Below are 26,361 nucleotides of genomic sequence, written 5' to 3' on the forward strand. Positions count from 1 at the left end.
ACGTGATGCGTATGATGTCGGGCATGCTGCTCCGGGACCTGGCCTGGCTGGTCGCCCTCGCCGACCACCAGCACGTGACCGACACCGCCGCCATCCTCCGCACCAGCCAGCCGACGCTCTCGCGCGCCCTCGCCCGGGTGGAGGACGAGCTCGGCACCCGGGTGTTCGAGCGCGCGCCGGACGGCGTCCACCTGACGCCCAACGGCAGACTCGTGGTGGCGGCCGCGCGCGACCTCACGGCACGCTACGAGCAGTTGCTGGCCGATCTGCGGAGCCTGCTCGACCCGGACACCGGGGTGGTACGCCTGGCCTTCCTCGACTCCATCGCCACCTCCCTCGTCCCGCGGCTGCTGCGCTCCTTCCACGAGCACGCTCCCCGGATGCGCATCCTGCTGCGCCAGGAACCGGCGCACGAGATCGTCCAGGACCTGCGTACCGGGGCCGCCGACCTCGCGATCACCTCCCCGCGCCCATCCGGAGACTTCGGCTGGCATCCCCTGCAGGAGGAGCGGCTGGTGCTCGTCGTGCCGCCAAGTCACCGGCTACGCGATCGGCAGGAGGTGGGACTCCAGGAGTTGGCGGACGAGGACCTCGTCACCACGCCGGTCGGCTTCGGTTACCGCGCCCTGGTCGACGCGCTGCTGCGCGACGCCGGGGTGTCCCCGGCGGTCTCCTTCGAGAGCCAGGACCTCGCGACCATCGAGGGCCTGGTCGCGGCCGGGCTCGGCGTGGCCATCGTGCCGGAGCCCTTCGCCGGCCAGTCCGGCACCGTCGGCGTCAGGATCGCGGCGGAGGCCGCCCGCCGCACCATCGGCCTCACCTGGCGTACGGACCATGCCCCGGCCGCACCCGCCACCCGCTTCCGGGACTTCGTCATGACGCCGGCCCTAGGATGATCAGATGCACCAGGCCGACTCGGAGCCGTACTGGAACACCAACGTCGCCCGACACCCGGGCATCCTCCGCGCCGTCCCCGAAGGGTGCGGTGACGCGCTGGACGTCGGCTGCGGGGACGGCCTGCTCGCGCGGAAGCTGACCACCCGGGCCAAGCGCGTCACCGGCGTCGACAGATCACCGGAGATGATCGCGCGTGCCCGCGAACTGTCCGCCGGTCAGCCGGATCTCACCTTCGTCGAGGGCGACTTCCTCACCGCCGCCCTGCCCGTCGAGGGGTACGACTTCGTCTGCTCGGTGTCCACGATCCACCACATGGACTTCGACGCGGCCCTCGTCCGGATGCGCGAATCGCTGCGCCCCGGCGGCACGCTGGTGGTGGTCGGCCTGGCCCGCGAGGGCTCCCCCGCGGAGTGGGCGGCGACGATCGCGGCCGCCCCCGTCGTACGGATCACGAAGGTGCTGCGCCGCGCGCGGGGGCCCGAGGGGATGCCGGTGGCCGAACCGCTGATGAGCTACGGGCAGGTGCGGGCGGCGGCACGCCGCCTGCTGCCCGGCGTGCGCTACCGCCGGCACGTGCTCCGCCGGTACTCCCTGACCTGGACGAAGCCCGACGACTAGATATCCACGGATTTCCGGAATTTCGAGTTGTGACGGGGGTTGCCGGGCCAGGATGCGAGGATGGCCGGCACTGTGAAGCACGGGAATTGGTGGTGGGGCCTGGTGCTCACCACGCCGATGGCCGCGGCTTATGCCCTGACCATCGTCGCCGCGGCTCGCCCCGGCGGCAGCTTCACGCTGACCTTGGTGATCGTACCCGCGTGGTTCCTGTCCGGGCTGATGTGGCTGGTCCTCCTCTTCTTCCGGGACTACAGGCGCAGTTTCTGGGCCCTCGTGCCGCCCCTCGCCGGAGCCCTCACCCTCGCACTGGTGAGCCTGGACGTTCCCATGAAAGTGGCCTTCCTGGTCTCCGAACCGGCCCTCACCCGCTACGCGCGGTCGCTGCCGGAAGACGAACAATGGGCGAGCGTGAGAGAACGCGTCGGCCTGTTCTCCATCGACGGCGTCCAGCGCTGGAACGGCGCCACCCAGCTTCGGGTGGCCGGCTCGGGCGGCATGCTGGAGGAGTGCGGCTTCGCCTACCTGCCGGTCGGTGACGTGCGCGTTCTCGACGTCTCCAGCGCCGAGCACCTGTCGGACGGCTGGTACGCGGTCTGCGTCGACTTCGACTGACGCCGTCCCGCTCAGGATCCGGAGGGTCTGTCATCGGGTCGGCCGACCGTTCAACGGCGCAGGACCCGCCGGTAGCGGACCTCGGTCAGCGGGAAGCCGTCCGACTCGTCCCGCTGTACGGCGCCGTCGGGGCGCCAGCCGCCACGCTCGTAGAACCGCCGGGCGCGCATGTTCCCGTCGACGACCCAAAGGGTGGCCTGCTCGTATCCGGCGGCGGCGAGGCTGTCCAGCGCGGCGGCCATGAGGCGCCTGCCGACCCCCGCGCCCCACACCTCGGCCGGCAGGTAGATAGCCGAGATCTCCGCCACCGAGGCCGGATCGACGTCGTCGTCCCGTCCGGGGCCGAACGCGGCGAACCCGACGACGGAACCGTCCGCCTCCGCCACGAGGACCTCCGTACGCGGCGGGGAGGACTCCCCCAGCAGCCGGTTCCAGACGGGCAGACGCGTGGCCGGAGTGAGGCCGTCGAGATACGCCTGGGGCATGAGCCCCGGGTAGGCGGCCTGCCACGACCGGACGTGGACGGCCGCGATCGCCTCCGCGTCCGCCGCTTCGGCGCGTCTGATGACCATGCACGCTCCATATACGCTTTCGGCTGCCGGCGCCCCGTTATACACCACACGCGCGAAACAAGCGGATCGATATTCACAAAAGGCTTCCGATGGCCTTTTGGGTGGTTTAGCCTCGTCGTCCGTGAAACTCGCCAAGATTGCGCTCGCCGGTTCGGTGGCACTGGGGCTCCTCCCGGCCGTGTCCGGCACGGCCGCCGCCCACCCGGTCAAGGACAAGACCCTCACCGACAACCGCCTGTACAGCGCGGGACCCTTGCCTGACACCGAATGCCGGGAAAGGCGGGTGAAGAAGGCGGACGCGAGGTCCGCGAAGCTCTATCTGAACGAGGTATTCGCCTGCCTCACCGACGCCTGGACCGCGGAATTGGACCAGGCGGGTCTGAAGCAGTCCCGGGTGAAGCTCACGTACGCGACCAAGGTGCCGGCGAAGTTCTGCGGCGCGAAGTGGCGTAAGGACGATTGGGCCGCCTACTACTGCGACGCGTCTCACACGATCTTGATCGTGCTCTCCAAGGACCTCTTGGAGGACCCGGGGGATCTCTACCTGTTCAACCTGCTGGCGGCGAAGTACGGGGAGCACGTGCAGAACCGCGCCGGCATCTACCGGGCCTGGGTGGACCTCCGCTACCGGAGCAAGGCCGAACTCGCCGAGCAGAACCGGCGATACAGCCTCCAGGCCGACTGCTTCGCCGGAGTCTCCCTGCGAAGCGTCTGGAAATCCTTGCGGCGTGGCCGCGAGGATTGGGACGATCTGCTCTTCTATGTGCGCGGCTGGGCGGGCAAGAACGACGGAAGCCGGAAGTCGATCACCTACTGGGCCAACGAGGGGTTCAAGTCCGGCGACCCGGGGGCCTGCAACACGTGGAGCGCCCCGTCCTCCAAGGTGGCGTGACGTCGCCGGGGCCCTGCGTAGCCGTGGCCGGGACGCAGGGCCCGGGCGGGCTAGACGATCTCGAGGTTGGCCATCATGCCCATGTCCTCGTGTTCGGCGTTGTGGCAGTGGAAGAGGTAGCGGCCGCGATAGCCGTCGAACCGGGTGATGATCTCAACGGCTTCGCCGGGCCGTAGCGAGACGGTGTCCTTGAGTCCCGCGTCGTGGGGCAGCGGCGGCCTGCCGCTGCGCGAGAGCACCCGGAAGCCGACCAGGTGCAGGTGGACGGGATGGTGGACGTCGGCGATGAGCCGCCAGACCTCGACGTCGCCGAGCCGGGTGGTGACGTCGGTGCGGGCGGGGTCGAACGGCAGGCCGCCGATGAGCCAGCCGTGGCCAGAGTGCATCCGTCCGGCGCGGAAGGCGAAATCGCGCACCCTGACGGCGTCCGAGCGCCGCCAGGCCGGCAGGTCGGTGGACAGGGTGCGGGGGACGCGGCTGTCGTCGGCGGCCTTACGCGCGACCCGGAAGGCCATCACGTCGCGGGTACGGCCGGAGCCGAGCCGGTTGACCACCTTGACGAGTCCGCCGATCGGGACGCCGGAGAAGTCGACGACCACGTCGTAGCGTTCCGCGGGGGCGATCGGCAGCAGCCTGTGGACGACCGGGGCGGCGAGGAGTCCCTGGTCGGCGCCGATCTGGACGAGGTCGAGGCGGTGCCCGTCGCCGGTGACCGCTTCGAGCTCGTAGTGGCGGGCGTTGGATGCGTTGAGGATGCGCAGCCGGTAGCGCGCCGCGTCGACCTCGTGCACGGGCCACGGCGCGCCGTTGACCAGGATGACGTCGCCGAGGACCCCGGCGAGGTACGGCTCACGGACGCCGGGCCGTACGCGCAGGGTGGGGTCGAGGGCGGGGTAGGCGAGGCTGCCGTCGGCGGCGAAAGCCCGGTCGGCGATCATGAGGGGCAGCTCGCGCGGCCCCGCGGGCAGGCCGAGGGCGTCCTCGGCGTCGTCGCGCACGATGTGCAGCCCCGCCAGGCCCCGCCATATCGCGGGGGCGGTGAAGTCCATCCGGTGGTCGTGATACCACAGCAACGTCGGCCGCTGGTCCAGCGGGAAGGTGTAGTCCCGCGTCAGCTCGGTCACCACGGCCCTCGGGTCATGCATACCGTGCTCGGAGCCATGCCCCATGTGCATGGAGTGCTCCTGCCGGCCTTCGGGCAGGAGCAGGTCGGTCGGGTACCCGTCGGAGGCCGCCGGAGTCCGGCCGCCGTGCAGGTGCACGACCGTCGGGACGGGCAGCTCGTTGCGGTGTGACACGGTGACCGGCCGGCCGCGGCGCGACTCGATCGTCGGCCCCGGGAAGGTCCCGTTGTACGTCCACATCGGCGTCGTGACCCCGGGCAGGATCTCCGCGCTCGCCTCGCACTGGGTGATCTCGTAACGGTCGGCGCCGCCCGAGGTGCCGACCGGCTTCAGCACGGCGGGAACCGGCAGCGGCACCTGGAACGGAGGCGGTAGCGGTACGGCGCTGCGCAGCTGGGCGCCGGTGATCGACGGTCGGCGGGCCAGCGCCGCCGCGCTCGTCAGCCCGGTGGCCGCCATCAGCCCGAGCGCCCCGCCGATGCCCAGCATCTGCCGCCTGGTCACGCCACGGCCGCTAGGCATCGGCGGCCCCCTGACGCAGGAGAGGCCGCCGCCATACGTCGATGAACTGCACCACGACCGCGACGACGGTCGTCACTCCCAGCGGGAGGTGCAACCACAGCGCTCCGTCCAGCCCGGCGAAGTACTGCACCGTCTCGGCCGCCACCACGGCCGACGTGGCGAGAAACGGCCACGCCTGGCGCAGCCGGACCCAGACCACGATCGCGACGATCACCTGCAGATACCCGATGGAGGTGACGACGTCGGCGCCTGCCGAATGCAGGCTCAGACCGGCGTAGTCACCGGTCAGATACATCCCGGCGAAAACCGGCTGGCCGGCGATCGCCACCGCGTGCGCACTGACGACGGCCCGCAGCGTCCATCCCGCGGGTGTCATCCGGGGCGCGGCCACGGCGAGCATGCGGATCCCTCCTCACTCCGTTCTCGTTTCGCGAACGACGGCGACACTATGGCTTAAGAGTTATCTTGTCTAAGATCAATATTGCTATGTGGTTATACCCGAGGAGTCATGATGGAGCTGAGCACCCTCAAGCAGTTCCTGGTGGTGGCGCGACTTGAGCACCTCAGCCGGGCGGCCGACGAGCTTCACGTCGCCCAGCCGTCGCTGAGCCGTAGCATCGCCCGGCTGGAGAGCGAACTGGGCACACCGCTGTTCGACCGGAGCGGCCGGCTCCGGCTCAACGACGCCGGCAAGCTCTTCCGCGATCACGTCGAACGCGCCCTGGGCGAGCTCGAGGCCGGACGACGCGCCGTCGCCGAGGCCACCAGCGAGGGCGTGGGCACCGTGAGGCTGGCGTCGGAGACCTTCCTCACCCTCACCGGCCCGCTGGCGGCCTACAAGCGAGCCCATCCCTCCGTCGAGATCGAGCTTCACTGGTCCCTGGCCGAGGACATGGCGCGCCGCCTGCGGGCCCAGGACGTCGACCTGTGTGTCGCCTCGCAGCCGATCCACGCCGAAGGCCTGCAGTCGGTGCAGCTGTTCGAGGATGCCGTGGGGGTGTGCGTGCCACTCGATCACCCGCTCGCGAGCCGTACGTCCGTGAGCATCGACGAACTCGCCGACCAGCCCTTCATCACCGCTCGCAAGGGACACTGGCTCCGCCGGCTGCTCGACCGGCTCTTCGCCGCACGAGATCTCACCCCGAAGATCGTCTGCGAGAGCGACGAGCACAGCGCCATCGCCGAACTGATCAGAGCGGGACTCGGCATCGGTCTCGTCCCCGCCTTCGCCCGCCGCGGCGACATTCCTGCCCCCATCGCCTGGATCTCCGTCGACAGCCCCGACTGCCGGCGCACCGTCACCCTGCACTGGGGCGCCGGCAGTCACCTGTCGACCGCCGCCCGGCTGATGCGCACCACGATCACCGGCTGGGACTGGACCACGCCGTGACACCTCACATTCCGGGGGGCTGTTCGGTCGTACCAGTGAGAAGCCAACAAGCCGCACCGCATGAAAGGGATCGGTAGCAATGCCTACGCACCGCGAAGAAGACGAAGCCACGATCAGGCAGCAGATCGACAAGATCGTCGAAGGAATCCGGGCCAAGGATCTCGAAGGCCTGAGGAAGATCTACGCGACGGACGTCGTGTCCTTCGACGTCGAGCCGCCGCTGCAGCATGTGGGGATCGACGCGAAACTGAAGAACTGGGCGAACGCGTTCGCGTTCTTCCAGGAGGTGAATTACGAGGTCCGCGACCTGACGATCACCGTGGGCGACACGGTGGCGTTCGGCCACTGCTTCGGCCGGCTCAGCGGCACGCTGAGGAACGGGACGGCGACGAGCGGCATGTGGGTCCGGGGCACTTTCTGCTTCCGGAAGACCGACGGCGACTGGCTGATCGCGCACGACCAGGTTTCCGTGCCGCTCGACATGTCGAGCGGCAGAGGCGTGACCGACCTCGAGCCCTGACGAGCCGCTCAAGTGCGGGACGCCGCGGGCGGTCGTCGTCCATCGTGGTCATCTCACGTCCAACGTGCGTACGGGTGACAGGGACAGCAGGAGCGGCCACAGCAGGGTCGCGCCGGCCAGGATGATCAGGGCGGGGCGCAGGCCGATCCAGGCGCCCAGGGCGCCGGCCAGGAGCGGCCCGAGCGGCAGCAGGCCCGCCTGCATGAACTGGGTGGAGCCGTTCATCCGGCCGAGCATGCCGGGCGGGCACAGCAGTTGGCGCGCGGTCTGGGCCGCGGTCATCTGGACCATCCCGGCGGCCGTCAGGAAGGTGAAGACCAGGCCGACGGTCCACTGGCCGGCCAGGCCCGGCGGCACGAGGGGGGTGACCAGCTCGAAGGGGGCCGACAGCAGGGCGCCCAGGACGATCACGCGGCCCATGCCGAGCCGGGCCGTCACGCGCCCGGCCACCATGCTCCCGGCGACCCCGCCGACGAGGCTCAGGCCGTAGACGAGCCCGGCCGCCCAGGGGCTCCAGCCCAGCTCCCGCACGACGTACAGCAGCCACATCGAGCTGATCCCACGCAGCAGCACGGCGCTGACCGCCCCGGAGAGTGCGAGCACGCGCAACACGGGCTGGGCGAGCACGAACCGCAGCCCTTCCGCGATCTCGCCGAGGAAGCGCCCGCGGTGGGAAGTACGCTCGGGCTTCGGCTCCCGCAGGCGCATCGACGCCAGGGCCGCGGCGCTCACCGCGTACGAGAGGGCGTCCGCCGCGACCGCGCGGGCGGCGCCGACCAGGCCCACCAGGAAGCCTCCGACGCTCGGCCCGGCCATTTCGGCCAGGCCGCGCGCGGTGTTCATCTTGGCGTTGGCGTCGGTGAGCCGGTCCCCGCCGAGCAGCACCGGCGTCAGGCTGCCGGCCGCGGTGCCGAAGACCACGCCGAGCGCGCCGACGACCAGGGTGACCGCGTAGAGCTGGGCCATCGTGACCCGCCCCGCCACGGCGGCGATCGGCACCGACGCCATGACCAGCGCGGATCCGGCGTCGCAGGCGATCATGAGACGCCGCCTGCGGTGACGGTCGGCCAGCACGCCGGCCGGGAGCGAGACGACCAGCGCCGGCAGCGTGCTCATGGCCCCCAGCACCGCCACCTCGAACGTGGTGGCGTGCAGCCCGGCGACCGCCACCATCGGCAGGGCGATCCAGCTGATCTGCGAGCCGAAGAGGCTCACCGTGTGGCCGCTCCACAGCAGCATGAAGTCCCGGTGCCGCCACAGCGACCCGGCCGGCCCTCGCCCACGCACCCGGCCGACCGTACGCACGCAGGTCCGGCCGCCGCAACCGGATATCGCGGCCTCCGGCCGCGGCATGCGGCGGCGCAGGTCAGGAGGGGGCGGAGCCGGAGGTCCGGGCGCGCAGGCCGCTGACGCGGCGCAGGATGTCCCACCAGAACGGCGCGCCGAACAACAGGGCGACCAGCGTGATGAGGAACCCCGGCCAATGGCCCGGCGACGTGAGGCGCTGCCACCAGTCCCCGCCGTGCCAGGCCCACGCCGGGCCGTCGGCCGCGTCCATCGTGACGCTCACCGGGGCGTTCGTGAAGATCTTCACGAACGCCGGGGTGCTCAGCACGTCGGTGACGCACGCGTACGTGTCCTGGCCCGGCCGGCACTGCTCACGTATCGATTCCAGCGCCTGGGGCCCCGCCTGGCCGAAGGCGGTCACCGCGCTGCGGTAGGCGTTGTCGCGCAGCAGGGTCTTGCCGTACTCCAGGGAGTCCATGCTGAACACGAGAGTCACGACGAGGCCGAGCGCGACGAGGACCCAGCGGACGTAGCGGCGGTAGAGCAGGCTGAGCCGCTCCATCTCGCCGTCGAACCAGTCCTCGACGCCGCGCCGGAACGCCTCGAGGTCGTGGCTCGCCCTGTCCCACACGGCCTTGAGCGGCCGGGAGAAGGGGCTCTTGAGCGCGTCGAGGTCCCGCATGAGGGCCTCCACGCCGCCGTGCTCGGTGGCGATCTCCATGACGGCGACGGCGAAGCGCGCGGGCGGGATGTCGGCGATGCTCGTCCTTCCGCGCTTGGCGTGGTCGATCTCCTGCAGCCGTTCGTGGAGCAGTTCGGCCATCGACTTGCCCTGGCCCGGCGGCAGCACGCCGCCCGCCGCGCCGTCCGCCGCCGGGTCCACCGTGAGGACGGCGGCCTCCTCGGGGTCGGCCTGTCCCGCCGTATGCGCGGGGTCCGCCGGCGCGTCCGCCGGGGCCTCGGCCGAAGCCGTCATCTGTTCCGCGGCCACGGAGTCGGCGGCGGCGGCGAGCGGCGGGCTCTCCACGGGCGGCGGCTGCCGACTGAACGCGGGCCGCGGGTCCCGGCCGAACGGCAGCCGTGCGAACACCCCCAGCACGCTGGCGGGCAGGCGCGAGCGGCCCTCCTCCGGCGACGCCTCCTGCGTCAGCGGCGTGCGCGCCTTGCGGCCGAACCTCTTGAGCGCGTCCAGGATCCGGTCGAGCCGGGAGGTCCCGTCCGCCGTCTCCGCGCCGTCGAGGGTGTCGCGCAGGTACGCCCACAGGAACTTGCTGCGGATTCCGAGCAGCCTGACGATGCCTTCGTTGATGCCGCTGACGACAAGCGACAGCAGCAGGAAGGCCAGGATCAGCCCGATGGCAAGATCGGCGTAATACGAGATCAAAGAGATCACCCGCACCCGTTGATACACGTTACGGGCTGCGATGGCAACGCTCCGATCCGCATACATATACGTCATACGGAACAAGCCGCGCGCCAAGGCGAAAACGCCCTTGGCCGACCCCTTGATCGGGCTCCTTGGCCGGATTCAGTCCTCGTAGAAGACGCGCTCCACCACCGTCCTGGCCCGGCGGGTGGTGCGCCGGTAGTCCTCGACGAAGTCCTCGGTGCCCTCCGGCGGGTAGCCGAGCGCCCGCGCGAGCAGCACGCGCTCCTTGACCGGGGTGGGGATGCTGTCGGCCGCGCGTCCGCGCACCAGCATGAGCGCGTCGCGGATGCGCGAGGCGAACAGCCACGCCTGCGCGAGCACCTCCTCGTCGGCCGGGTCGAGCAGGCCCTCCCCCGCCGCCGCGCGCAACGCGTCCAGCGTGCGCGTCGTACGCAGCGCAGGTACGGCTCCCGCGTGCCGCAGCTGGATGAGCTGGGCGACCCACTCCACGTCGCTCAGCCCGCCCCTGCCGAGCTTGGTGTGCAGGGCCGGGTCGGCCCCGCGCGGCAGCCGCTCGGCCTCCATGCGCGCCTTGAGCTTGCGGATCTCGCGTACGGCGTCGGCCGAGATGCCCTCGGCCGGGTAGCGCAGCGGGTCGACGAGCGCGACGAACTCGCGGCCGAGTTCGGCGTCGCCCGCGCAGAACCGGGCCCGCAGCAGCGCCTGGGCCTCCCAGTGCGAGGCCCAGCGGTCGTAGTAGGCCCGATAGGAGGCGATCGTGCGCACGAGCGGCCCCTGCCGCCCCTCCGGCCGCAGGCCCGCGTCGATCTGCAGCGGCGGGTCGGGGGCGGGCCGCGCGAGCAGCCTGCGCGTCTCCTCGGCCACCGCGTGGGCGGCGTCGGTCGCGTCCCGCTCGGCCACGCCGGGCAGCGGCGCGTGCACGAACATGACGTCGGCGTCGCTCGCGTAGGAGCTCTCCAGGCCGCCCAGGCGGCCCATGGCGATCACGGCCAGCCGCGTCGGGAACGGCGCCCGCCGCTCCAGCGTGACCTTGTTGATCGCGGTGTCCAGCGCCGCCTGGATCGTCACGTCGTTCAGCGACGAGAGGGCCTGGCCGACCTCCTCGATGTCGATCAGCCCGGACAGGTCGGCGCAGGCCGTGCGGAGCAGTTCCCTGCGGCGCAGCGCCCGGACGGCGGCGACGGCGCTCTCGGCGTCCTCCGCGTGGCGGCCCACCGCGGCGGCGGCCTCGGCGGCGAGCGTCGCGGCCGGCCGTACGGCCAGCTCGGCGGGCGAGCCCAGCATCGCGACGGCCTCGGGGGCGTGCAGCAGCAGCCCGGTGACGTACTTGCTGGTGCCGAGCAGGTGGGCGAGGCGCTCGGCCACGGCGGTCTCGTCGCGCAGCAGGCGCAGATACCACGGCGTGGTGCCGAGCTTGTCGCTCACCTGGCGGAAGCCGAGCAGGCCGGCGTCGGGGTCGGGGGCGTCGGCGAACCAGCCGAGCATGACCGGCAGCAGCGTCCGCTGGATGGCCGCCCGGCGGGAGACGCCGCTGGTGAGCGCGGCGATGTGCCGCAGCGCGCCCTCGGGGTCGGCGTAGCCGAGCGCCTCCAGCCGCGCGGTGGCGGCGGCCGTGGACAGGCGGGCCTCGGTCTCCGGGAGGCGGGCGACCGCCTGCAGCAGCGGGCGGTAGAACAGCTTCTCGTGGAGCCGCCGCACCTCCAGCGCGTGCCGCTTCCAGGTGGTGGTGAACTCCCCCACCGGGTCGGTCGTCATGCCGAGCCCCCGGCCGAGCCGCCGCAGGTCGGCGGTGTCCGACGGCACCACGTGGGTGCGGCGCAGCCGGTGGAGCTGGAGCATGTGCTCGACTTGGCGCAGGAAGGTGTAGGCCTCGGCGAGCGCCTTGGCGTCGTCGCGCCCGACGTAGCCGCCCCTGGAGAGGGCGGAGAGGGCCGACAGCGTGGCACGGCGGCGCAGCAGCGGGTCGGAGCGGCCGTGCACGAGCTGGAGGAGCTGGACGGCGAACTCGATGTCCCGCAGCCCGCCCGGCCCGAGCTTGATCTGCCGGTCGGCCTCGCCCGCGGGCACGTGCGCCTCCACCCGGCGGCGCATGGCCTGCACGTCCTCCACGAACTTGGGCCGGGCGGCGGCCTGCCAGACCAGCTCGTTGACCGCGGCGACGTACTCCTGGCCGAGCTCGAGGTCGCCGGCGACCGGGCGCGCCTTGAGCAGCGCCTGGAACTCCCAGGTCTTGGCCCACCTGCGGTAGTACGCCAGGTGGCTTTCCATGCTGCGCACGAGCGGGCCCATCTTGCCCTCCGGGCGCAGGTTGGCGTCCACCTCCCACAGCGAACCCTCGGGGGTGCTCGCCGAACAGGCCCGCATCAGGCCCTGCGCGAGGCGCGTGGCGGTCTGCAGCGCCTTGGTCTCGTCCACGCCCTCCTTGGGCTCGGCCACGAAGACGACGTCGACGTCGGAGATGTAGTTCAACTCGCGGGCCCCGCACTTGCCCATGCCGATCACGGCCAGCCGTACGTCGCCCGCGTCGGCCACCTCGGCCCTGGCGATGGCGAGGGCGGCCTCCAGCGCGGCCGAGGCGAGGTCGGCCAGCGCGGCGGCGGCCTCCGCGAGCGTGCACTCGCCGGTCACGTCCCGGGTGGCCAGGTGCAGCAGGCGGCCCCGGTAGGCGACGCGCAGCGCCTCCATCGCCGGCCCGGACGCGCCAGGCCCGGCGGTGATCCCGTCGGCCGCGGGCTCGGCCACGGGCTCGGCCTCGTCGGGGTCCGCCCCGACCGCGAGCAGCATCTCCTCACGCAGCTCGCCGAGCGTGGGCCACCGCGTCCACTGGATCGACGGCAGGCACTCCGGGTGCCGCACGACGTGCTCGCCGAGCGCCGCGCTGAGCCCGAACACGCCGAGCAGCCTGCGGCGCAGGTCCGGGTCGGCGCGGAAGGCCCCGAGCACGCTCGGGTCCCGCTCGACCAGGCGGCTCAGCGCGGTCAGCGCCAGATCCGGGTCGGCGGCCCTGACGAGGTCGTCGAGCAGCGCGAAGTCGCCGACCGCCTCGGGGCCGAGCTCGTCGAGCAGCCGTTCGGCCCGCGCGCCGTCGGCGAATCCGAGCGCCGCCAGGCGCCCTGCCGTCGTCTGTATCCGAGGCGCGGCGTTCACCGTTCCTTCCTCCACCCCGACGTCGATCACGTCGGCCCCCCGAGACGAACCTTCCCAGTAACCGTACACATGGGTCGGAAGCCTCCTCGCAGAGATCGGCTCACTGCCGGGGAGCCGACCTCGGATGTCGCCGCCCGGCACGTGCCGGGCTCAGCGCACACGCTAACCCTCCGCGTTGTGCGCGTCCTTAGCGGTTTCTCCGCGTAATCGGCCCATCACGGGTTCTCCCCGCGCGCTCCTCCGCCCATGTCAGCCCGTTTCAGCGAGTCAGCGCCGGGCGAGCTGGGCCGCGAACGCCTCGGCCAGCGGCCTCCAGGTCGCCCGCAGTTCGTCCCCGGCCGCCTCGACCTGCGCGTTCAGCTCTCCGGCCCGCTCCGGCGGCAGTTCCCCGCCGGCCGTCCAGGAGGCGAAGATCGCGGGCGTGGCCTCGGGGTGGAACTGCACGGCCCAGGCCCGGTCGCCGAGCCGGTACGCCTGGTTGGCGTACCGCGCGCCGGTGGCCAGCCGTACGGCGCCCTCGGGCAGGGTGGTCATGGCGTCGTAGTGGTACTGGATCGCCCGGACCGTGCCGCCCGGCAGCGCGGACAGCAGCGGGTCGGCGGCGGCCTCGGGCAGCGGCTCGATCTCCCCCAGGCCGATCTCCAGGCCCGCGCCGCCGCGCTCGACGGTCCCGCCGCAGGCCATGGTCATGAGCTGGGCGCCGAGGCAGATGCCGAGCGTCGGCACGCCCTCGTCGACGGCGCGGGCGAGCAGGTCCCTGGTGGCCGGCAGCCAGCCGTACCCCTCGTCGTCCCAGGCCGCCGCGGAGCCGCCGAGGACCAGCAGCCCGCCGGCGGCGCGTCCGGGCACCGGCTCCCCCTTGTACGGCCGGACGACCTCGGCTTCGACTCCGGCGGCCTCCAGCCACCCGGCGAAGAAGCCGAGACCGGCGTCGGCCTCGTGCTCGATGACGATCAGACGTTCACCCATATGGGAGAGCTTAAAGACACATAACGGGACAGGCGATACCTGCGAGGGTCGTACCGTACAGTCCGAACCATGAACATCGATGAGGTCGCCGTCCCCGGCGGACGGCTGCGGATCGCCAGGTTCGGCGGCGGTCCCCGCCTGATCATCGCGGCGCACGGCATCACCGCCTCCCTCATGGCGTGGCGGGCGGTGGCCGAGGCGCTGCCGCCCGGCTGGTCGCTGGTCGCGGTGGACCTGCGCGGGCGCGGCCACAGCGCCGATCTGCCCGGCCCGTACGGCCTGGACCGGCATGCCGAGGACCTGGAACGGGTCGCCGAGCACGTGGGCGCGGACGGCACGAGCGTGCTCACCGGGCACTCGATGGGCGCCTACGTCGCGGCGCTGCACGCCGCGCACCGGCGCTACGCCCGGGTGGTGCTCGTGGACGGCGGCCTGCCGCTGCCGCTGCCGCCCGGCGCCGACCCCGACGAGGTGCTGGAGGCGACGCTCGGCCCGGCCATCGCCCGGCTCTCCCAGACCTATCCGAGCGTGGACGCCTACCTCGACTTCTTCCGCGCCCATCCCGCGCTCGCCCACGATTGGTCCCCGCTGATCGAGGAGTACGTCCGCTACGACGCCACCGGGCCGGACGGCGCCGTCCGCTCGCGCGCCCGCGAGGACGCCGTACGGCAGGACGGCCGCTGGCTGCTCACCGAGCACGAGGCGATCGGGACGGCGCTGAAGGCCATAGAACCGGCGCCGCTCCTGCTCCGCGCGCCGCGGGGGCTGCTGAACCAGGACGTCGGGATGCTCCCGGACGACCTCACCGCGCGGTGGGCCGCCGTCCTGCCCGGCCTGCGCGACGAGGTCGTGCCGGACTGCAACCACTACACGATCCTGTTCGACCCCCGCTGCGCCGCGGTCGTGGCCGCCCGCCTCACCGGATGAGGGCTCATCCCTTCTTGCGGTAGCGGTAGTTCGCGGCCTTGACCCGGTTGCCGCACTCCTCCATGCCGCACCAGTGCCGGGTGCCGCCCCGCGACCGGTCGACGAACAGGCGGGTGCACTCGGGGCGGGCGCACTCCCGCACCCGCACCGAGACCGTCGCCGAGGCCGCCGCCGGGGACATCCCCGCCAGCAGCGTGGCGGCCGACCGGGCGACCTCCGCGCCGATCTCCGCCGCGCCTCCATCACGCGCCAGGCCACCGGGGCCGAGCGTCAGCCGCGGCGGCGCGGCGGAGGCCGCCCGGTTGAGCACGCCGAGATCCTCGCCGGGCCACGGACGGCCGTCCAGCGCGGCGGCGACGAGCCGGTAGACCGCCTCGCGCAGGCCGAGCAGCGTGCGCAGGTCCTCGCCGTCGAGTGACGGCTCCCGGGTGAGCACGCCCGCCTCCACCGACCATCGCGCCAGGTCGCCGGGCGTGCGCAGCAGTTCCTCCGGATGGGTACGGCGCCACTTGAGCGTGCCGGCGAAGTCCAGCGCCAGATTGCCGCCGACGAAGACGAAGTCCACGTCACCACCTTGGCAGGTGACATCGGGCCGCGGCAAGCGCTATCGTCACCGCCTGAACCAGTGACGCGGCATCGGAGGCCGTGGTGATCGACAAAGACGACTACCTCTACTTCGCCCGCCGGGCTCTCGACGGAATGACCGGCATCGTCGCCGAGCTCGGCGACGACCTCGCCAACGTCCGGCCGCCCTTCCCGGGCGCGAACTCTCCCCACGCCCTGCTCACCCACTGCCTCGGGGTGGTCTCGTACTGGGCGGGCGCACTCGTGGCGGGCCGGGAGGTGGTCCGGGACCGCGACGCGGAGTTCGCCGCCGCCGGGCCCGTCGGCCCCCTGCTCGAACGGGCCGCCGCCGTACGGGACCAGCTGGCGGCGGACGTGCGGGCCGCGCGGCCGGCCGAGCCGCTGCGGGGCACGCCGCCCGCCGCGTTCCTCGGCCCCGACCGCGAGCTGACCCAGGGGGCGGCGCTCCTGCACGTGTACGAGGAGCTGGCCCAGCACCACGGCCAGATGGAGATCCTGCGCGACTGGATCGCCGCCTCCGCCGTCGACCCCGGGATCGGCTCCGGGACGAAAGGACGATCATGACCCGCGACCCCTTCGCCCACGTCGACGTCGACCGGCTGCGGTCCGGGTACGGCGTCAAGTGGGGCTCCCTGCCGCCCGGCGTCCTCGGCGCGTGGGTGGCCGACATGGACTTCGGCGTGCCGCCGGCCGTGCGGGAGTGCGTGATCCGGCTGGCCGAGCGGGAGGACTTCGGCTACCCGTTCTGGCGGGGCGAGGACCCGGTGGCCGAGGCGTTCGCGGAGCGGATGGCCGCGCGGCACGGCTGGACGCCGCGGCCGGGCCGCGTCCGCGTGCTGACCGACCTGATCCAGATCCTCCAGGTGATGGTCGAGCACGCCACCAGGCCCGGCGACGGGGTGGCGATCCACGTGCCGTCCTATCCGCCGTTCCTGGCGAGCATCGCGCGGGCGGGGCGCCGGATCGTGCCGCTGCCCATGACCCGAACCGGACACGGCTGGGGCTTCGCGGTCGAAGGGCTGGCCGATGGGCTGCGGGCGGCGGGCTGCCGCATGCTGGTGCTCGTCAACCCGCACAACCCAACCGGCCGGGTCTTCACCCGGGAGGAACTGGAGGCGCTCGCCGACGCGGCCGAGGAGCTGGACCTGGTGGTCGTCTCGGACGAGATCCACGCCGACCTCGCCTACGCGCCGCACCGCCACGTCCCGTTCGCCTCGCTCGGGCCCGCGACGGCGGCGCGGACGATCACCGCGACCTCCGCCACGAAGACGTTCAACATCGCCGGGCTGCGCTGCGCCGTCGCCCACATCGGGCACGACGGCGTGTGGGAGGCGCTGGCGCGCATGCCGTACGACTACTTCGGCACACCGACCATGGTGGGCCGGGCGGCCACGGTCGCGGCGTGGCGGGAGTCGGCGGACTGGCACGCGGACCTGATGCGGACGCTGGAGCACAACCGGCGGACGATCGACCGGTGGGCCGCGGACCTGCCGTGGGACCTCGGCTACCACTCGCCGCAGGCCACCTACCTGAGCTGGTTCGACTTCACCGGCACACCGTTCGGGGGCGTCGCCCCCGCCGAGTGCCTGGAGCGGGAGGCGGGGGTCAAACTGGCCGAGGGCGCCGAGTTCGCGCAGGAGACGCCGGTGGACACCGCCGGGTTCGCACGGCTCAACTTCGCCACGAGCCCGGCGCTCCTGGACGAGATCCTCGGCCGCATCGGGACGGCCCTGTCCGGCGGCTCGTCCTCCTGAGCGAGGCTCCACCGGCCGGGTGGTCGCGGGTCACCGGGACCACCCGCCGGGGCCGTGTCACTGGCGGGGCAGGATCCAGGTCGCCTTGGCGGCGGCGACGAGCGCGCCGTCCACCTCGTAGACGGCGCTCGTGCCGAACAGCTTGCGGCCGTCGCGGCCCTCCGCGCGGGCCACGACCGAGTATCGGCCCATCGGATAGACCCGGCGGAACACCTGCCCGGTCAGCCGCCCGAGCAGCGGGGGCTGGATGGGCTGCCGGTCCGGGAAGCTGCGGTAGTGCGCCCACCCGGTGACGCAGTCCAGCGCCGCCCAGACGATCGAGTCGGGAACCACGCCCTCCTCGTCGGTCACGTTGAACGGCACCCGCCAGCCGGCGGCCACGAGCTCGGCGCCCTCCGCGGGGTCCTCCGCCGCGTCCTTCACGGGGTCCTTCACGGGCCCGGGGAAGATCCGCAGCCCGTCGCCCGGCTCGCGCAGGCCACAGGCGAAGCATCCCGCGATGGCGTGGCCGTTCCTGCCGGGGAAGCCCGCCTCCGCGCGGGCCGCGTCGGTGAACCGCACGAACGGCGGCGGCATCAGCGTCTCCGCGACGGGAATCGCCTCGACGAGGTGGCTGTCGCCCTGGCTGAGGACGACGGCGTTGCCGACGTGCTCGACCGGCAGGTCGGTCTCCAGCGGGACCGGTCTGCGAAGGGTGACCTCCACCGGCGAGTCGTGACCGCGTCCCGTCAGCGTGCCGGCGAGGGTGCCCGCGATCCATCCGCCGTTGGCGGTGCCCTCGGGTCCCCGGAAACGCTTCGGTACGGTCAGAACGGTCTGCAGCCCCGCAGCCGCCGTCATATGGCCCACGCCCTCCCTGATCACGTCTTGATACGGCTCACCCGCAAAAGTCGTAACAAGTGAACCGATTTTACTGTTCCGGCGTAGGGACCAGCTAAACAGACGGGAGTGTCAGGAAGATTTGCAGGCTGTAACGCCGCGGTGACGGAATGATCCCCGTCAGAGCACGGGCAGGTAGCGGCCGAGTTCGTACTCGGTCACCTGGCGGCGGTAATCCTGCCACTCCGCGCGCTTGTTGCGCAGGAAGTAGTCGAAGACGTGCTCGCCCAGCGTCTCGGCGACCAGCTCGCTGTGCTCCATCGCCACGATCGCCTCGTCCAGCGACTGGGGCAGCGGCTGGATGCCGAGCGCCCGCCGCTCCGCGCTGGTCAGCGCCCACACGTCGTCCTCGGCGCCCGGCGGCATCTCGTACCCCTCCTCGATGCCCTTCAGCCCGGCCGCCAGGATGACGGCGAAGGCGAGGTAGGGGTTGCAGGAGGAGTCGACCGACCGGAACTCGATGCGGGTCGAGCCGCCCTTGTGCGGCTTGTACATGGGCACGCGCACGAGCGCGGAGCGGTTGTTGTGCCCCCAGCAGATGTACGCGGGGGCCTCGCCGCCGGCTCCGGCGATCGCCTCGGCGCCGCCCCACAGCCGCTTGTAGGAGTTGACCCACTGGTTGCACACCGCGGTGATCTCGGCCGCGTGCCGGAGCAGGCCGCCGATGAACGACCGGCCGATCTTGGACAGCTGGTAGTCGGCGCCGGGCTCGTAGAAGGCGTTGCGGTCGCCCTCGAACAGCGACATGTGGGTGTGCATGCCGGACCCGGGGTAGTCGGTGAACGGCTTGGGCATGAACGAGGCCCACACGCCCTGCTCCAGCGCCACCTCCTTCATGACCAGCCGGAACGTCATGATGTTGTCGGCCGTGGTCAGCGCGTCGGCGTAGCGCAGGTCGATCTCCTGCTGGCCCGGCGCGCCCTCGTGGTGGCTGAACTCCACCGAGATGCCCATCGACTCCAGCATCATGATCGCGTTGCGCCGGAAGTCGTGGCCCGCGCTGTGCGGCGTGTGGTCGAAGTAGCCGCCCTCGTCTATGGGCTGGGGCTTGTCGCCCTTCTCCGGCCGGTTGCGGAGCAGGAAGAACTCCACCTCGGGGTGGGTGTAGAACGTGAAGCCCATGTCGGCCGCCTTGGCCAGCGTCCGCTTGAGCACGAAGCGCGGGTCGGCGTGCGACGGCGAGCCGTCCGGCATCAGGATGTCGCAGAACATGCGGGCGGCGCCCGGCGACTCGCTGCGCCACGGCAGGATCTGGAACGTCGACGGGTCGGGCTTGGCCAGCATGTCCGACTCGTAGACCCGCGAGAAGCCCTCGATCGCCGAGCCGTCGAAGCCGATGCCCTCGGCGAAGGCGCCCTCCAGCTCGGCCGGCGCGATCGCCACCGACTTCAGGAAGCCGAGCACGTCGGTGAACCACAGCCGGATGAACCGGATGTCTCGCTCTTCGAGCGTGCGGAGGACGAATTCCTGCTGGCGGTCCAAGGCGTACCTCACGGAGTTACAGGTCTGGTCGCCTACCAGTCTGCCCTCTGAGTGTTTCACAGGGGTTACGACGAGGTGTGAGCCGCCTGTCCTGCGGCTCACCGGGGATCGGGGACCGTGGCGGCGCCCGGAGGGCCGGGCGGATACGGTGACGAACATCACACCGAACAAAACGCGTGGCCGGGTCGTCGTTGCTGTTGATCCGGCGTTGATCGCGTGTCGACCCGCGCGCCTTACCTTGCCGGCATGCCGGTGCACACCCCGAAGGAGCCCCCGTCCGTGGCACGACCGCTGCTCGACTCCGCGGAACCCCGGCCGCGGCGGCTGCGGGCGCTCGACTGGCCGGGCCGGGTGCTGGTGCTCGGGCCCGCCGTCGCGGTGGCGATCGCGGCCGTGGCGATCTGCCTGGAACTGGCCGACATCTGGGTGACCGCCCAGTTGCCGGACTCCCCCTACACGCCGCTGCCGTTCGCGCCCGAGGACGTGGCGGGCACGACGTTCCCGATCTTCGGCGCGCTGCTGGTCATCTCGCGGCCCCGGCTGCTGCTCGGCTGGCTGCTGTGCCTGGGCGGCCTGGGCTCGGCCGCCAACATCCTCGCCGCCAACACGGCGGCGCTGCTCGTCCTCAACGGGGGCCATCCGCTGGTCCACCCGCTCTGGGTGTTCGCCGACGGCGTGTGGAACCTCACGACGTACGCGCTCGGGGTGCTGCTGCCCCTGCTCTATCCCACCGGGCGCATCCTGTCCAAGCGGTGGTGCGTGCCCGGGGGCGTGACCGCCGCGGCCCTCGCCCTCGACTGGCTGTGCTCGCTGATCGCCCCGTCGAGCGTGCGCACCGGCTACAACGCGCTGGAGGTGGCGGCCTTCGCGCCGTACTACCAGGGCACCCGGCAGGTAATGCACACGGTCGTCGCGGTGGGCATGGCGCTGGCGTTCTCCTCGCTCGTCGTCCGCTTCAACCGGGCCGACGGGATCGAGCGCCGCCAGATCCTGTGGCCGCTGGTCGCCATGGCCGGGGTGGTGATCCCCTGGGTGATCGGCTATCCGGTCTGGTGGACGGCCTCGCTCACGCTCCCCCTGGTGCCGGCCGCGATCGCGGTCGCCGTGCTGCGCTACCGGCTGTACGGCATCGACACGCTGATCAGCAGGGCCCTCGTCGGCGCGGGCCTGGTCGGCGTCGTGGCCGCCGTCTACGTGCTCGTCGGAGCGGGCTCCAGCCTGGTCCTGTCCGGCGTCGACCGGTTCGCCGGTCTGGCCGCGGCCCTGTTCGCCGGCGCGTTCTTCCATCCCATCCGGAGCGGCCTGCAGCGCCTCGTCGACCGCGCGCTGTACGGCAGGGGCGGCGATCCGCTCGCGCTCGCCGCCGGGCTGCGGCGGCGGCTGCAGCACGCCGACCCCGCGCACGCCCTGCTGGCCGCCCTGGAGGTGCTGCGGGAGGGCCTGTCGGTCACCGGCCTCGCGGTGGAGATCGACGGGACCGTCACGACGAGCGGGCGGCCCGGTCCCGTGACGCGGGAGGTGCCGCTGGTCTGGCACGGCGAGCCGGTCGGCCGCCTGCTCATCGGTCCGCCGGGCGGGCGCCGTTTCCCCGCCGCCCACGACGAACGCGTGATCGCGGTGCTGGCGCCGTACGTCGCCGACGCCGCGCACACGGTGACGCTGACCACGGCGCTGCAGCGCTCCCGCGAGCGCATCCTGACGGCCCGGGAGGAGGAACGGCGGCGGCTGCGCCGCGACCTGCACGACGGGCTCGGGCAGACGCTGGCGTCGATGGCGATGACGATCAACATGGCCCGCCACAGTCTGGAACGGTCCCCGGAGACGGCCGACTCCCTGCTGCGGGACCTGCGCGAGGGCATGAACAGCGTCACCGCCGACGTCCGCCAGCTCGTGTACGGCCTGCGTCCCCCCGCGCTCGACGACCTCGGGCTGGCGGGAGCCGTACGGGCCCTGGCGGAGGAGGCGCGCCCGGGCCTGGCCGCGGGCGCGGAGTCGGTGGCCGAGGTCGAGGTGACGGGGGACCTGGCCGGGCTGCCCGCCGCCGTGGAGGTCGCGGCCTACCGCATCGTGCAGGAGGCGCTGACCAACGTGCGCAAGCACGCGCGGGCCAGGAGCGTGCGCGTGGTGCTGCACAGGAACGGCGAGCTGCGGGTCGTCGTGGCCGACGACGGCGTGGGACTGCCGCCGGGCCGCAGGTCGGGCGTGGGCATGAGCTCGATGGCCGAGCGGGCGGCCGAGCTGGGCGGCACCTGCGCCGTCACCTCCGAACCCGGCCGCGGGACGACGGTCACCGCCCGGCTGCCCGCCGTGCCCGCCCCGCCCGGCCCGGGTTGATCAGCCGGGCGTGATCGGCAGGGTGTGATCAGCAGACGGCGGCGAGCGACTCTCCGACGGGTGTCCGCCGGTAGAGCACCTCGCGGCCGAGCCGCCGCCGCGCCACCAAGCCCGCGTCGGACAGCACGGCGAGGTGCTGGCTGACCGCGCCCGGCGTGAGGCCGAGCCGCCGGGCGAGCCCGGTGGTCGAGCCGGGTTCGGCCAGCGCGGTGAGCACCTGCGCCCGGGTGCGGCCGATGAGCGCGGCCAGCGCCTCGGGCGTGCAGGGAGCGCCGTCCGACCAGAGCGTCCCGACGCCCCGCGCCGGGTAGCACAGCATCGGCCGGTACGGCTCGTACATCACCGAGACGTCCGGCCAGCCGAAGGCGCTCGGCACGAGGACGAGGCCGTGCCCGCCGAGGTCGCCGTCGTAGGCGCAGCTCTTGGCCGTGACGAGCCGGTCCCCGTGCCAGGAGACACCCGGGTGCAGGTCGGCGAACAGCTCGCGCACTCCCCCGGCCGCCAGCGTGCGGGCCCGCCACATGACGTCGGCCTCCAGCAGCGCGCGGATCCTGGGCCAGAACTCCTCGAACGCGACCGTCCAGTACTCCCGCAGTTGGCCGGCCACCCGCCGCACGCCCTCCGCGGGGTCGTCGGCGAACCGCCGCAGCGCCACGGGATCGGATGTCTGCACCCACACCGTCTCCTCGTACGCCGTGGCGGGCGGCGTGGCGCGCACCCGCTCCAGCTCGGCGGCGAAGTCCGGCAGCGGGGTGTCGGGCGGCGGGGTGAGGAAGTCGGGGATGTAGCCGCTCGCCGGGACCAGCGCGAACAGGTCGGTGAGATCCACCTCGCGCAGGCGCGGTCCTACGGCACGCAGCCACGGCAGGTGCAGCGAGTGGCGGCCGGGGGCGCGCAGCACCCGGAGGCTGGCCACCAGCTCCCACATCGGGGAGAACGCGAAGCGCAGCCGCGCCACGTCGTCCGGCGTGAACCGCCACTCCACCGGCACGGCCGCTCCCCCCGATGTTTCAGCCAGGGCTAAAAGATTGGCACGGCACGTCCCCGTTGTCCAAAGGTGGACGTCCGTGACCACTGTGATCAGCAGGACCGGCTTCATCCAGTCGAAGGTCGGCGGCCTGCCCCGTCCGTTCTGGGTGCTGTTCGGCGGATCGTTCGTCAACCGGCTCGGCACGATGGTGGAGCCGTTCATCGGCATCTACCTCACGCAGGCGCGCGGCGTCTCCCTCGCCACGGCGGGGCTGGTCATGACGATGTTCGGCGTGGGATCGCTGCTGTCGCAGCCGGTCGCCGGATGGCTGGCCGACCGCCTCGGGCGCCGGGTCACGCTCACCGGCGGCATGGTCGCCACGGCCGTCACCATGGTCGCGCTCGGCTACACGACCAGCGTGCCGGGGCTCGTCGTGGGGATGCTCGTGCTGGGCATCGTGGTGGACGCCTACCGGCCGGCGTCGCAGGCGATCGTCGCCGACCTGGTGTCGCCGGAGGACCGGCCCCGGGCGTTCGGGCTGCTGTTCTGGGCCATCAACCTCGGCTTCTCGGTCGCGATGGTGGCCGGCGGCTGGCTCGCCCGTTCGGGCTTCACGGTGCTGTTCTGGGTGGACGCCGTCACCTGCCTGATCTTCGGCCTCCTGGTGTGGCGGGCGATCCCGGAGACCCGCCCGGCCCGCGAGGACACGCAGCCCGGCCGGTTCGCCGACGTGCTGCGCGACCGGCTCATGCTGGCCTTCGTACTGGGCAACCTGGCGTACGCGCTGGTCTACCTGCAGGCGTACAGCACGCTGCCGCTCGCCATGACCGGGCAGGGGCTGCCCACGAGCGCGTACGGCATGGCGATGGCGGTCAACGGCCTGCTGATCGTGGTCGTCCAGCCGCTCACCAACGCGTGGCTGGCCAGGTTCGACCCGTCCAGGGTGCTCGCGGCCGGGTTCGCGCTCGTCGGGCTCGGGTTCGCGCTGACCTCGCTGATGTCGTCCGCGGCCGGGCACGCGGCGGCCGTGGCCGTCTGGACGCTCGGCGAGGTGCTCACGGCCGGGATCCCGGGGGCGATCGTCGCGGCGCTCGCGCCGCCCCACCTGCGCGGGCGCTACTCGGGCCTGTACGGCCTGGCCTGGTCGGCCGGCTCCCTGCTCGCGCCCCTGGTGGGCACCCGGCTGCTGGCCGCCGCCCCCGGGCTGGTGTGGCCCCTGCTCGGCGGCCTCGGCCTGCTCGCGGCGGCGGGCCAGCTCCTCATCGGCCGCGCCGTGCGCCGCCGCTCCGCCCGGACGGCGTAGGTCCGCGGGGACTCACCCACTGGCCGTTTCCTGGTCAGAGCGGAACGGGACAGGACATAATCCATCCCAGGATGGACGAGAACCCCCCAGCCTTTCCCGCGCGGGCGGTGGCCTGGGTGATGGCGGCCGTGGCACTGGTCCTGACCCTCGTGGGGGTGCTGGTCCAGATCCGCGTCCCCGCGCAGTGGCAGCCACACCCCCCGCTCACGCCGGACTTCGGCGTCGCGCTCACGTTCCCGCTCACGGGAGCGTTCCTGGTGTCCCAGCGGCCCCGGCTGAGCATGGCGTGGCTGATCAGCGTGGGCGGCCTGCTGGGGTCGGCCAACGTGTCCTTCACCGCGCTGATGTTCCACTGGGCGTCGCAGGGCGACATGGGGGCGGCCATCACGGCCCGGGCGGTCCAGCTGACCTGCTGGGCGGTGGGAGGCCTGCTGCTGGCGGTCCTGGTTCCGCTCTACTCGCCCACCGGGAGGCTCCCCTCCCGTGGCTGGCGCGTGGTCGTCGCCGCCGGCGCCGTCGCCACCCTCGCCGAGGTCGTCCTGGGGCTGCTGCGGCCCGACCCCGATCCCGCGGACTACCCCTGGCCGACGGTGATCCACAACCCGCTGCAGGTCCGGGGCCTCGTCCCGTACTACGGCACGGCGTGGGACGTCCTGCAGTTCGTCATCCAGGTCTGCGTGGTGGCGGCGCTGGCCTCGCTCGTGCTCCGGCTGCGGCACGCCGATCCCGTGACGCGGCGGCAGATCGCCTGGCCGCTGTCCGTCTTCGCCGTGTACGTGGCGCTGTACCTGCTCGGCCCGGCGATGTGGCTGCCCGCGACGCTGTGGACGGCGCTCATCCCGTTCGCGATCCTCTTCGCGGCGCTGCGCTACCGGCTGTACGGCATCGACACGGTGATCAGCCGGACGTTCGTCACCGCCGGGCTCCTGGGCATGATCAGCGCCGTCTACTTCGGGGTCGGGGCGGCCTCCAGCCTGGTCGTCTCCGGATATCACCAGGTGGCCGGGCTCGCGGCGGCGCTGTTCGCCGGCGCGTTCTTCCAGCCGCTGCGCCGCGTCCTGCAACGCGTGGTCGACCGCGCGCTGTACGGCCGGGTGGGCGATCCGGCGCTGCTCGCCGAGCGGCTGACGCAGGAGGTGCGGCGGGCCGACCCCGCCGACGCGCTGGCGTCGGTGGTGACGGTCGTGCGCGAGGGCCTGGCCGTGGAGGGGGTCGCCGTCGAGATCGCCGACGGCAGGCCGCGGTACGTCGAGAGCGGCCAGACCGGGCCGTCGCCCCGCGAGGTGCCGCTGGTCTGGCACGGCGAGCCGGTGGGCCGGCTGCTCGTCGGCCCGCCGGGGGCCCGGCGGTTCGCCGCCGCCCACGACGAGCGGGTGCTCGCCACGCTGCTCCCCTACGTGGCGGACGTGGCCCACGCCGTGCGGATGGCCGCCGACCTCCAGCGCTCGCGCGAGCGCATCCTCGCCGCCCGCGAGGAGGAGCGCAGGCGGCTGCGCCGTGACCTGCACGACGGGCTCGGCCAGACCCTCGGGGCGATGGCGATGACGATCAACATGGCCAGGATCAGCCTGGCCAAGTCCCCGGACACGGCCGACAACCTGCTGCGGGACCTGCGGACCGGCATGGACGCGGTGGCCGGCGACATCCGCGAACTCGTGTACGGCCTGCGGCCCCCGGCCCTCGACGACCTCGGGCTGGAGGGAGCCGTACGGGCGCTGGCGGAGGAGACGCTGCCCACGGGGACGGACGGCGTCGAGGACGTCTCGGTGCGGGTGGACGGCGACCTGGCCGGGCTGCCCGCCGCCGTGGAGGTCGCGGTGTACCGCATCGTGCAGGAGGCGCTGAACAACGTGCGCCGCCACGCGCGGGCCGCCCGGGTGAAGGTCCGCGTCACGCGCTCCCCGGCCGGGGACGGCGGCGGCGAGCTGCGGGTGACGGTCGCCGACGACGGCGTCGGCCCGCCCGCCCGGCTGCGCGCGGGGGTCGGCCTGTCCTCGATGCGCGAGCGCGCGGCCGAGCTGGGCGGAAGCTGTGTGGTCACCGCGCCCGAGACCGGCGGCACGGTCGTCGAGGCCCGGTTCCCCCTCGCCGCCTGAGCGCCCGCCCCGCCCGCCTCGCTCGCCTCGTGACCCAACCGAGAGGCGCACGGCACGACCGGGAGGGCCACTGCCTCTACGCTTACCGTGC

At 72.8% G+C, this 26,361-nt stretch carries 23 protein-coding genes; 12 read left to right on the top strand and 11 right to left on the bottom strand.

Translation table 11 applies throughout. From position 1 onward, the window contains the following. Positions 1-23 precede the first annotated feature (23 nt). The 3 genes from Msi02_RS02420 to Msi02_RS02430 are packed head-to-tail and all read left to right on the top strand — an operon-like array spanning position 24 to position 2,127. Positions 24-896, top strand: a complete 873-nt coding sequence (locus tag Msi02_RS02420; RefSeq protein WP_079317753.1) for a LysR family transcriptional regulator — start codon at positions 24-26, stop codon at positions 894-896. A gap of 4 nt (positions 897-900) precedes the next feature. Next, on the top strand, positions 901-1,515 hold the full coding sequence (locus Msi02_RS02425) for a class I SAM-dependent methyltransferase (RefSeq protein ID WP_204046847.1): 615 nt from the start codon (positions 901-903) through the stop codon (positions 1,513-1,515). Between the two features lie 60 nt (positions 1,516-1,575). Beyond that, positions 1,576-2,127 (top strand): hypothetical protein, encoded by a 552-nt coding sequence (locus Msi02_RS02430; RefSeq protein ID WP_204046848.1) that lies wholly within the window; start codon positions 1,576-1,578, stop codon positions 2,125-2,127. 50 nt (positions 2,128-2,177) lie between these two features. Here the strand turns inward: Msi02_RS02430 and Msi02_RS02435 are convergent, their stop codons facing one another. Then, positions 2,178-2,699 carry a GNAT family N-acetyltransferase gene (locus tag Msi02_RS02435; protein ID WP_204046849.1) on the bottom strand — a complete coding sequence of 174 codons (522 nt, stop codon included), beginning with the start codon at positions 2,697-2,699 and terminating at the stop codon, positions 2,178-2,180. A gap of 121 nt (positions 2,700-2,820) precedes the next feature. Between Msi02_RS02435 and Msi02_RS02440 the strand changes: the two genes are divergently transcribed. Beyond that, complete coding sequence (locus tag Msi02_RS02440) at positions 2,821-3,591, top strand: neutral zinc metallopeptidase (protein WP_204046850.1); 771 nt, start codon at positions 2,821-2,823, stop codon at positions 3,589-3,591. Positions 3,592-3,641: 50 nt separating this feature from the next. Here Msi02_RS02440 and Msi02_RS02445 read toward each other — a convergent pair whose 3' ends face one another. Further along, the gene (locus tag Msi02_RS02445; protein WP_239108046.1) at positions 3,642-5,219 is read right to left on the bottom strand and encodes a multicopper oxidase family protein; all 1,578 of its coding nucleotides are present in this window, start codon (positions 5,217-5,219) and stop codon (positions 3,642-3,644) included. Between the two features lie 10 nt (positions 5,220-5,229). Then, entirely contained in the window at positions 5,230-5,637 is a 408-nt protein-coding gene (locus tag Msi02_RS02450; RefSeq protein ID WP_204046851.1) for a hypothetical protein, read from the bottom strand. Between the two features lie 108 nt (positions 5,638-5,745). On the opposite strand from Msi02_RS02450, the gene Msi02_RS02455 reads away from it, so the two are divergent. Together Msi02_RS02455 and Msi02_RS02460 are read left to right on the top strand one after the other, a co-directional pair. Next, entirely contained in the window at positions 5,746-6,627 is an 882-nt protein-coding gene (locus Msi02_RS02455) for a LysR family transcriptional regulator (protein WP_239108047.1), read from the top strand. Between the two features lie 79 nt (positions 6,628-6,706). Continuing rightward, positions 6,707-7,147 (top strand): YybH family protein, encoded by a 441-nt coding sequence (locus tag Msi02_RS02460; protein WP_204046852.1) that lies wholly within the window; start codon positions 6,707-6,709, stop codon positions 7,145-7,147. A 48-nt stretch (positions 7,148-7,195) separates the two neighbouring features. Here Msi02_RS02460 and Msi02_RS02465 read toward each other — a convergent pair whose 3' ends face one another. The 4 genes from Msi02_RS02465 to Msi02_RS02480 all read right to left on the bottom strand — a co-directional run bounded on the left by Msi02_RS02465 (position 7,196) and on the right by Msi02_RS02480 (position 13,940). Further along, entirely contained in the window at positions 7,196-8,434 is a 1,239-nt protein-coding gene (locus Msi02_RS02465; protein ID WP_204046853.1) for an MFS transporter, read from the bottom strand. 79 nt (positions 8,435-8,513) lie between these two features. Continuing rightward, a complete protein-coding gene (locus tag Msi02_RS02470) occupies positions 8,514-9,818 on the bottom strand; it encodes a hypothetical protein (RefSeq protein WP_204046978.1) in 1,305 nt (434 codons plus the stop codon). Positions 9,819-9,962: 144 nt separating this feature from the next. After that, on the bottom strand, positions 9,963-12,971 hold the full coding sequence (locus Msi02_RS02475) for a bifunctional [glutamine synthetase] adenylyltransferase/[glutamine synthetase]-adenylyl-L-tyrosine phosphorylase (protein WP_204046854.1): 3,009 nt from the start codon (positions 12,969-12,971) through the stop codon (positions 9,963-9,965). A gap of 267 nt (positions 12,972-13,238) precedes the next feature. After that, complete coding sequence (locus Msi02_RS02480) at positions 13,239-13,940, bottom strand: type 1 glutamine amidotransferase (RefSeq protein ID WP_204046855.1); 702 nt, start codon at positions 13,938-13,940, stop codon at positions 13,239-13,241. A 69-nt stretch (positions 13,941-14,009) separates the two neighbouring features. On the opposite strand from Msi02_RS02480, the gene Msi02_RS02485 reads away from it, so the two are divergent. Beyond that, entirely contained in the window at positions 14,010-14,867 is an 858-nt protein-coding gene (locus Msi02_RS02485) for an alpha/beta hydrolase (RefSeq protein WP_204046856.1), read from the top strand. 4 nt (positions 14,868-14,871) lie between these two features. Here the strand turns inward: Msi02_RS02485 and Msi02_RS02490 are convergent, their stop codons facing one another. Beyond that, positions 14,872-15,432, bottom strand: coding sequence for a CGNR zinc finger domain-containing protein (locus tag Msi02_RS02490; protein WP_204046857.1), 561 nt, complete (start codon positions 15,430-15,432; stop codon positions 14,872-14,874). A gap of 83 nt (positions 15,433-15,515) precedes the next feature. Between Msi02_RS02490 and Msi02_RS02495 the strand changes: the two genes are divergently transcribed. After that, a complete protein-coding gene (locus Msi02_RS02495; protein WP_204046858.1) occupies positions 15,516-16,016 on the top strand; it encodes a DinB family protein in 501 nt (166 codons plus the stop codon). Continuing rightward, positions 16,013-17,206, top strand: a complete 1,194-nt coding sequence (locus Msi02_RS02500; protein ID WP_239108049.1) for a MalY/PatB family protein — start codon at positions 16,013-16,015, stop codon at positions 17,204-17,206. Before Msi02_RS02495 ends, Msi02_RS02500 begins: the two co-directional genes overlap by 4 nt. Before the next feature lie 57 nt (positions 17,207-17,263). On the opposite strand, the gene Msi02_RS02505 is transcribed toward Msi02_RS02500, so the two are convergent. Both Msi02_RS02505 and glnA2 read right to left on the bottom strand, forming a co-directional pair. Next, positions 17,264-18,046 (bottom strand): hypothetical protein, encoded by a 783-nt coding sequence (locus Msi02_RS02505; protein WP_204046859.1) that lies wholly within the window; start codon positions 18,044-18,046, stop codon positions 17,264-17,266. Between the two features lie 159 nt (positions 18,047-18,205). Beyond that, positions 18,206-19,567 carry a gamma-glutamylpolyamine synthetase GlnA2 gene (gene glnA2, locus Msi02_RS02510; protein ID WP_193203042.1) on the bottom strand — a complete coding sequence of 454 codons (1,362 nt, stop codon included), beginning with the start codon at positions 19,565-19,567 and terminating at the stop codon, positions 18,206-18,208. A gap of 246 nt (positions 19,568-19,813) precedes the next feature. On the opposite strand from glnA2, the gene Msi02_RS02515 reads away from it, so the two are divergent. Further along, on the top strand, positions 19,814-21,901 hold the full coding sequence (locus Msi02_RS02515; RefSeq protein ID WP_204046860.1) for a sensor histidine kinase: 2,088 nt from the start codon (positions 19,814-19,816) through the stop codon (positions 21,899-21,901). A 28-nt stretch (positions 21,902-21,929) separates the two neighbouring features. Here the strand turns inward: Msi02_RS02515 and Msi02_RS02520 are convergent, their stop codons facing one another. Beyond that, the gene (locus Msi02_RS02520) at positions 21,930-22,892 is read right to left on the bottom strand and encodes an ArsR/SmtB family transcription factor (protein ID WP_239108050.1); all 963 of its coding nucleotides are present in this window, start codon (positions 22,890-22,892) and stop codon (positions 21,930-21,932) included. A 76-nt stretch (positions 22,893-22,968) separates the two neighbouring features. Here Msi02_RS02520 and Msi02_RS02525 point away from each other — a divergent pair, with 76 nt between their 5' ends. Then, complete coding sequence (locus Msi02_RS02525; protein WP_239108051.1) at positions 22,969-24,174, top strand: MDR family MFS transporter; 1,206 nt, start codon at positions 22,969-22,971, stop codon at positions 24,172-24,174. Between the two features lie 71 nt (positions 24,175-24,245). Then, the gene (locus Msi02_RS02530; protein ID WP_239108052.1) at positions 24,246-26,270 is read left to right on the top strand and encodes a sensor histidine kinase; all 2,025 of its coding nucleotides are present in this window, start codon (positions 24,246-24,248) and stop codon (positions 26,268-26,270) included. Positions 26,271-26,361: the final 91 nt, after the last annotated feature.

It is taken from the genome of Microbispora siamensis (genome assembly GCF_016863095.1).
Lineage (GTDB): Bacteria > Actinomycetota > Actinomycetes > Streptosporangiales > Streptosporangiaceae > Microbispora > Microbispora siamensis.

Excerpts from the sequence above, each read along its gene's own strand:
- Msi02_RS02515 (WP_204046860.1), top strand. The coding sequence starts at position 19,814 with ATGCCGGTGCACACCCCGAAGGAGCCCCCGTCCGTGGCACGACCGCTG.
- Msi02_RS02500 (WP_239108049.1), top strand. The coding sequence starts at position 16,013 with ATGACCCGCGACCCCTTCGCCCACGTCGACGTCGACCGGCTGCGGTCC.
- Msi02_RS02420 (WP_079317753.1), top strand. The coding sequence starts at position 24 with ATGCTGCTCCGGGACCTGGCCTGGCTGGTCGCCCTCGCCGACCACCAG.
- Msi02_RS02480 (WP_204046855.1), bottom strand. The coding sequence starts at position 13,940 with ATGGGTGAACGTCTGATCGTCATCGAGCACGAGGCCGACGCCGGTCTC.
- Msi02_RS02485 (WP_204046856.1), top strand. The coding sequence starts at position 14,010 with ATGAACATCGATGAGGTCGCCGTCCCCGGCGGACGGCTGCGGATCGCC.
- Msi02_RS02455 (WP_239108047.1), top strand. The coding sequence starts at position 5,746 with ATGATGGAGCTGAGCACCCTCAAGCAGTTCCTGGTGGTGGCGCGACTT.
- Msi02_RS02425 (WP_204046847.1), top strand. The coding sequence starts at position 901 with ATGCACCAGGCCGACTCGGAGCCGTACTGGAACACCAACGTCGCCCGA.
- Msi02_RS02460 (WP_204046852.1), top strand. The coding sequence starts at position 6,707 with ATGCCTACGCACCGCGAAGAAGACGAAGCCACGATCAGGCAGCAGATC.
- Msi02_RS02435 (WP_204046849.1), bottom strand. The coding sequence starts at position 2,699 with ATGGTCATCAGACGCGCCGAAGCGGCGGACGCGGAGGCGATCGCGGCC.
- Msi02_RS02505 (WP_204046859.1), bottom strand. The coding sequence starts at position 18,046 with ATGACGGCGGCTGCGGGGCTGCAGACCGTTCTGACCGTACCGAAGCGT.
- Msi02_RS02450 (WP_204046851.1), bottom strand. The coding sequence starts at position 5,637 with ATGCTCGCCGTGGCCGCGCCCCGGATGACACCCGCGGGATGGACGCTG.
- Msi02_RS02530 (WP_239108052.1), top strand. The coding sequence starts at position 24,246 with ATGGACGAGAACCCCCCAGCCTTTCCCGCGCGGGCGGTGGCCTGGGTG.
- Msi02_RS02430 (WP_204046848.1), top strand. The coding sequence starts at position 1,576 with ATGGCCGGCACTGTGAAGCACGGGAATTGGTGGTGGGGCCTGGTGCTC.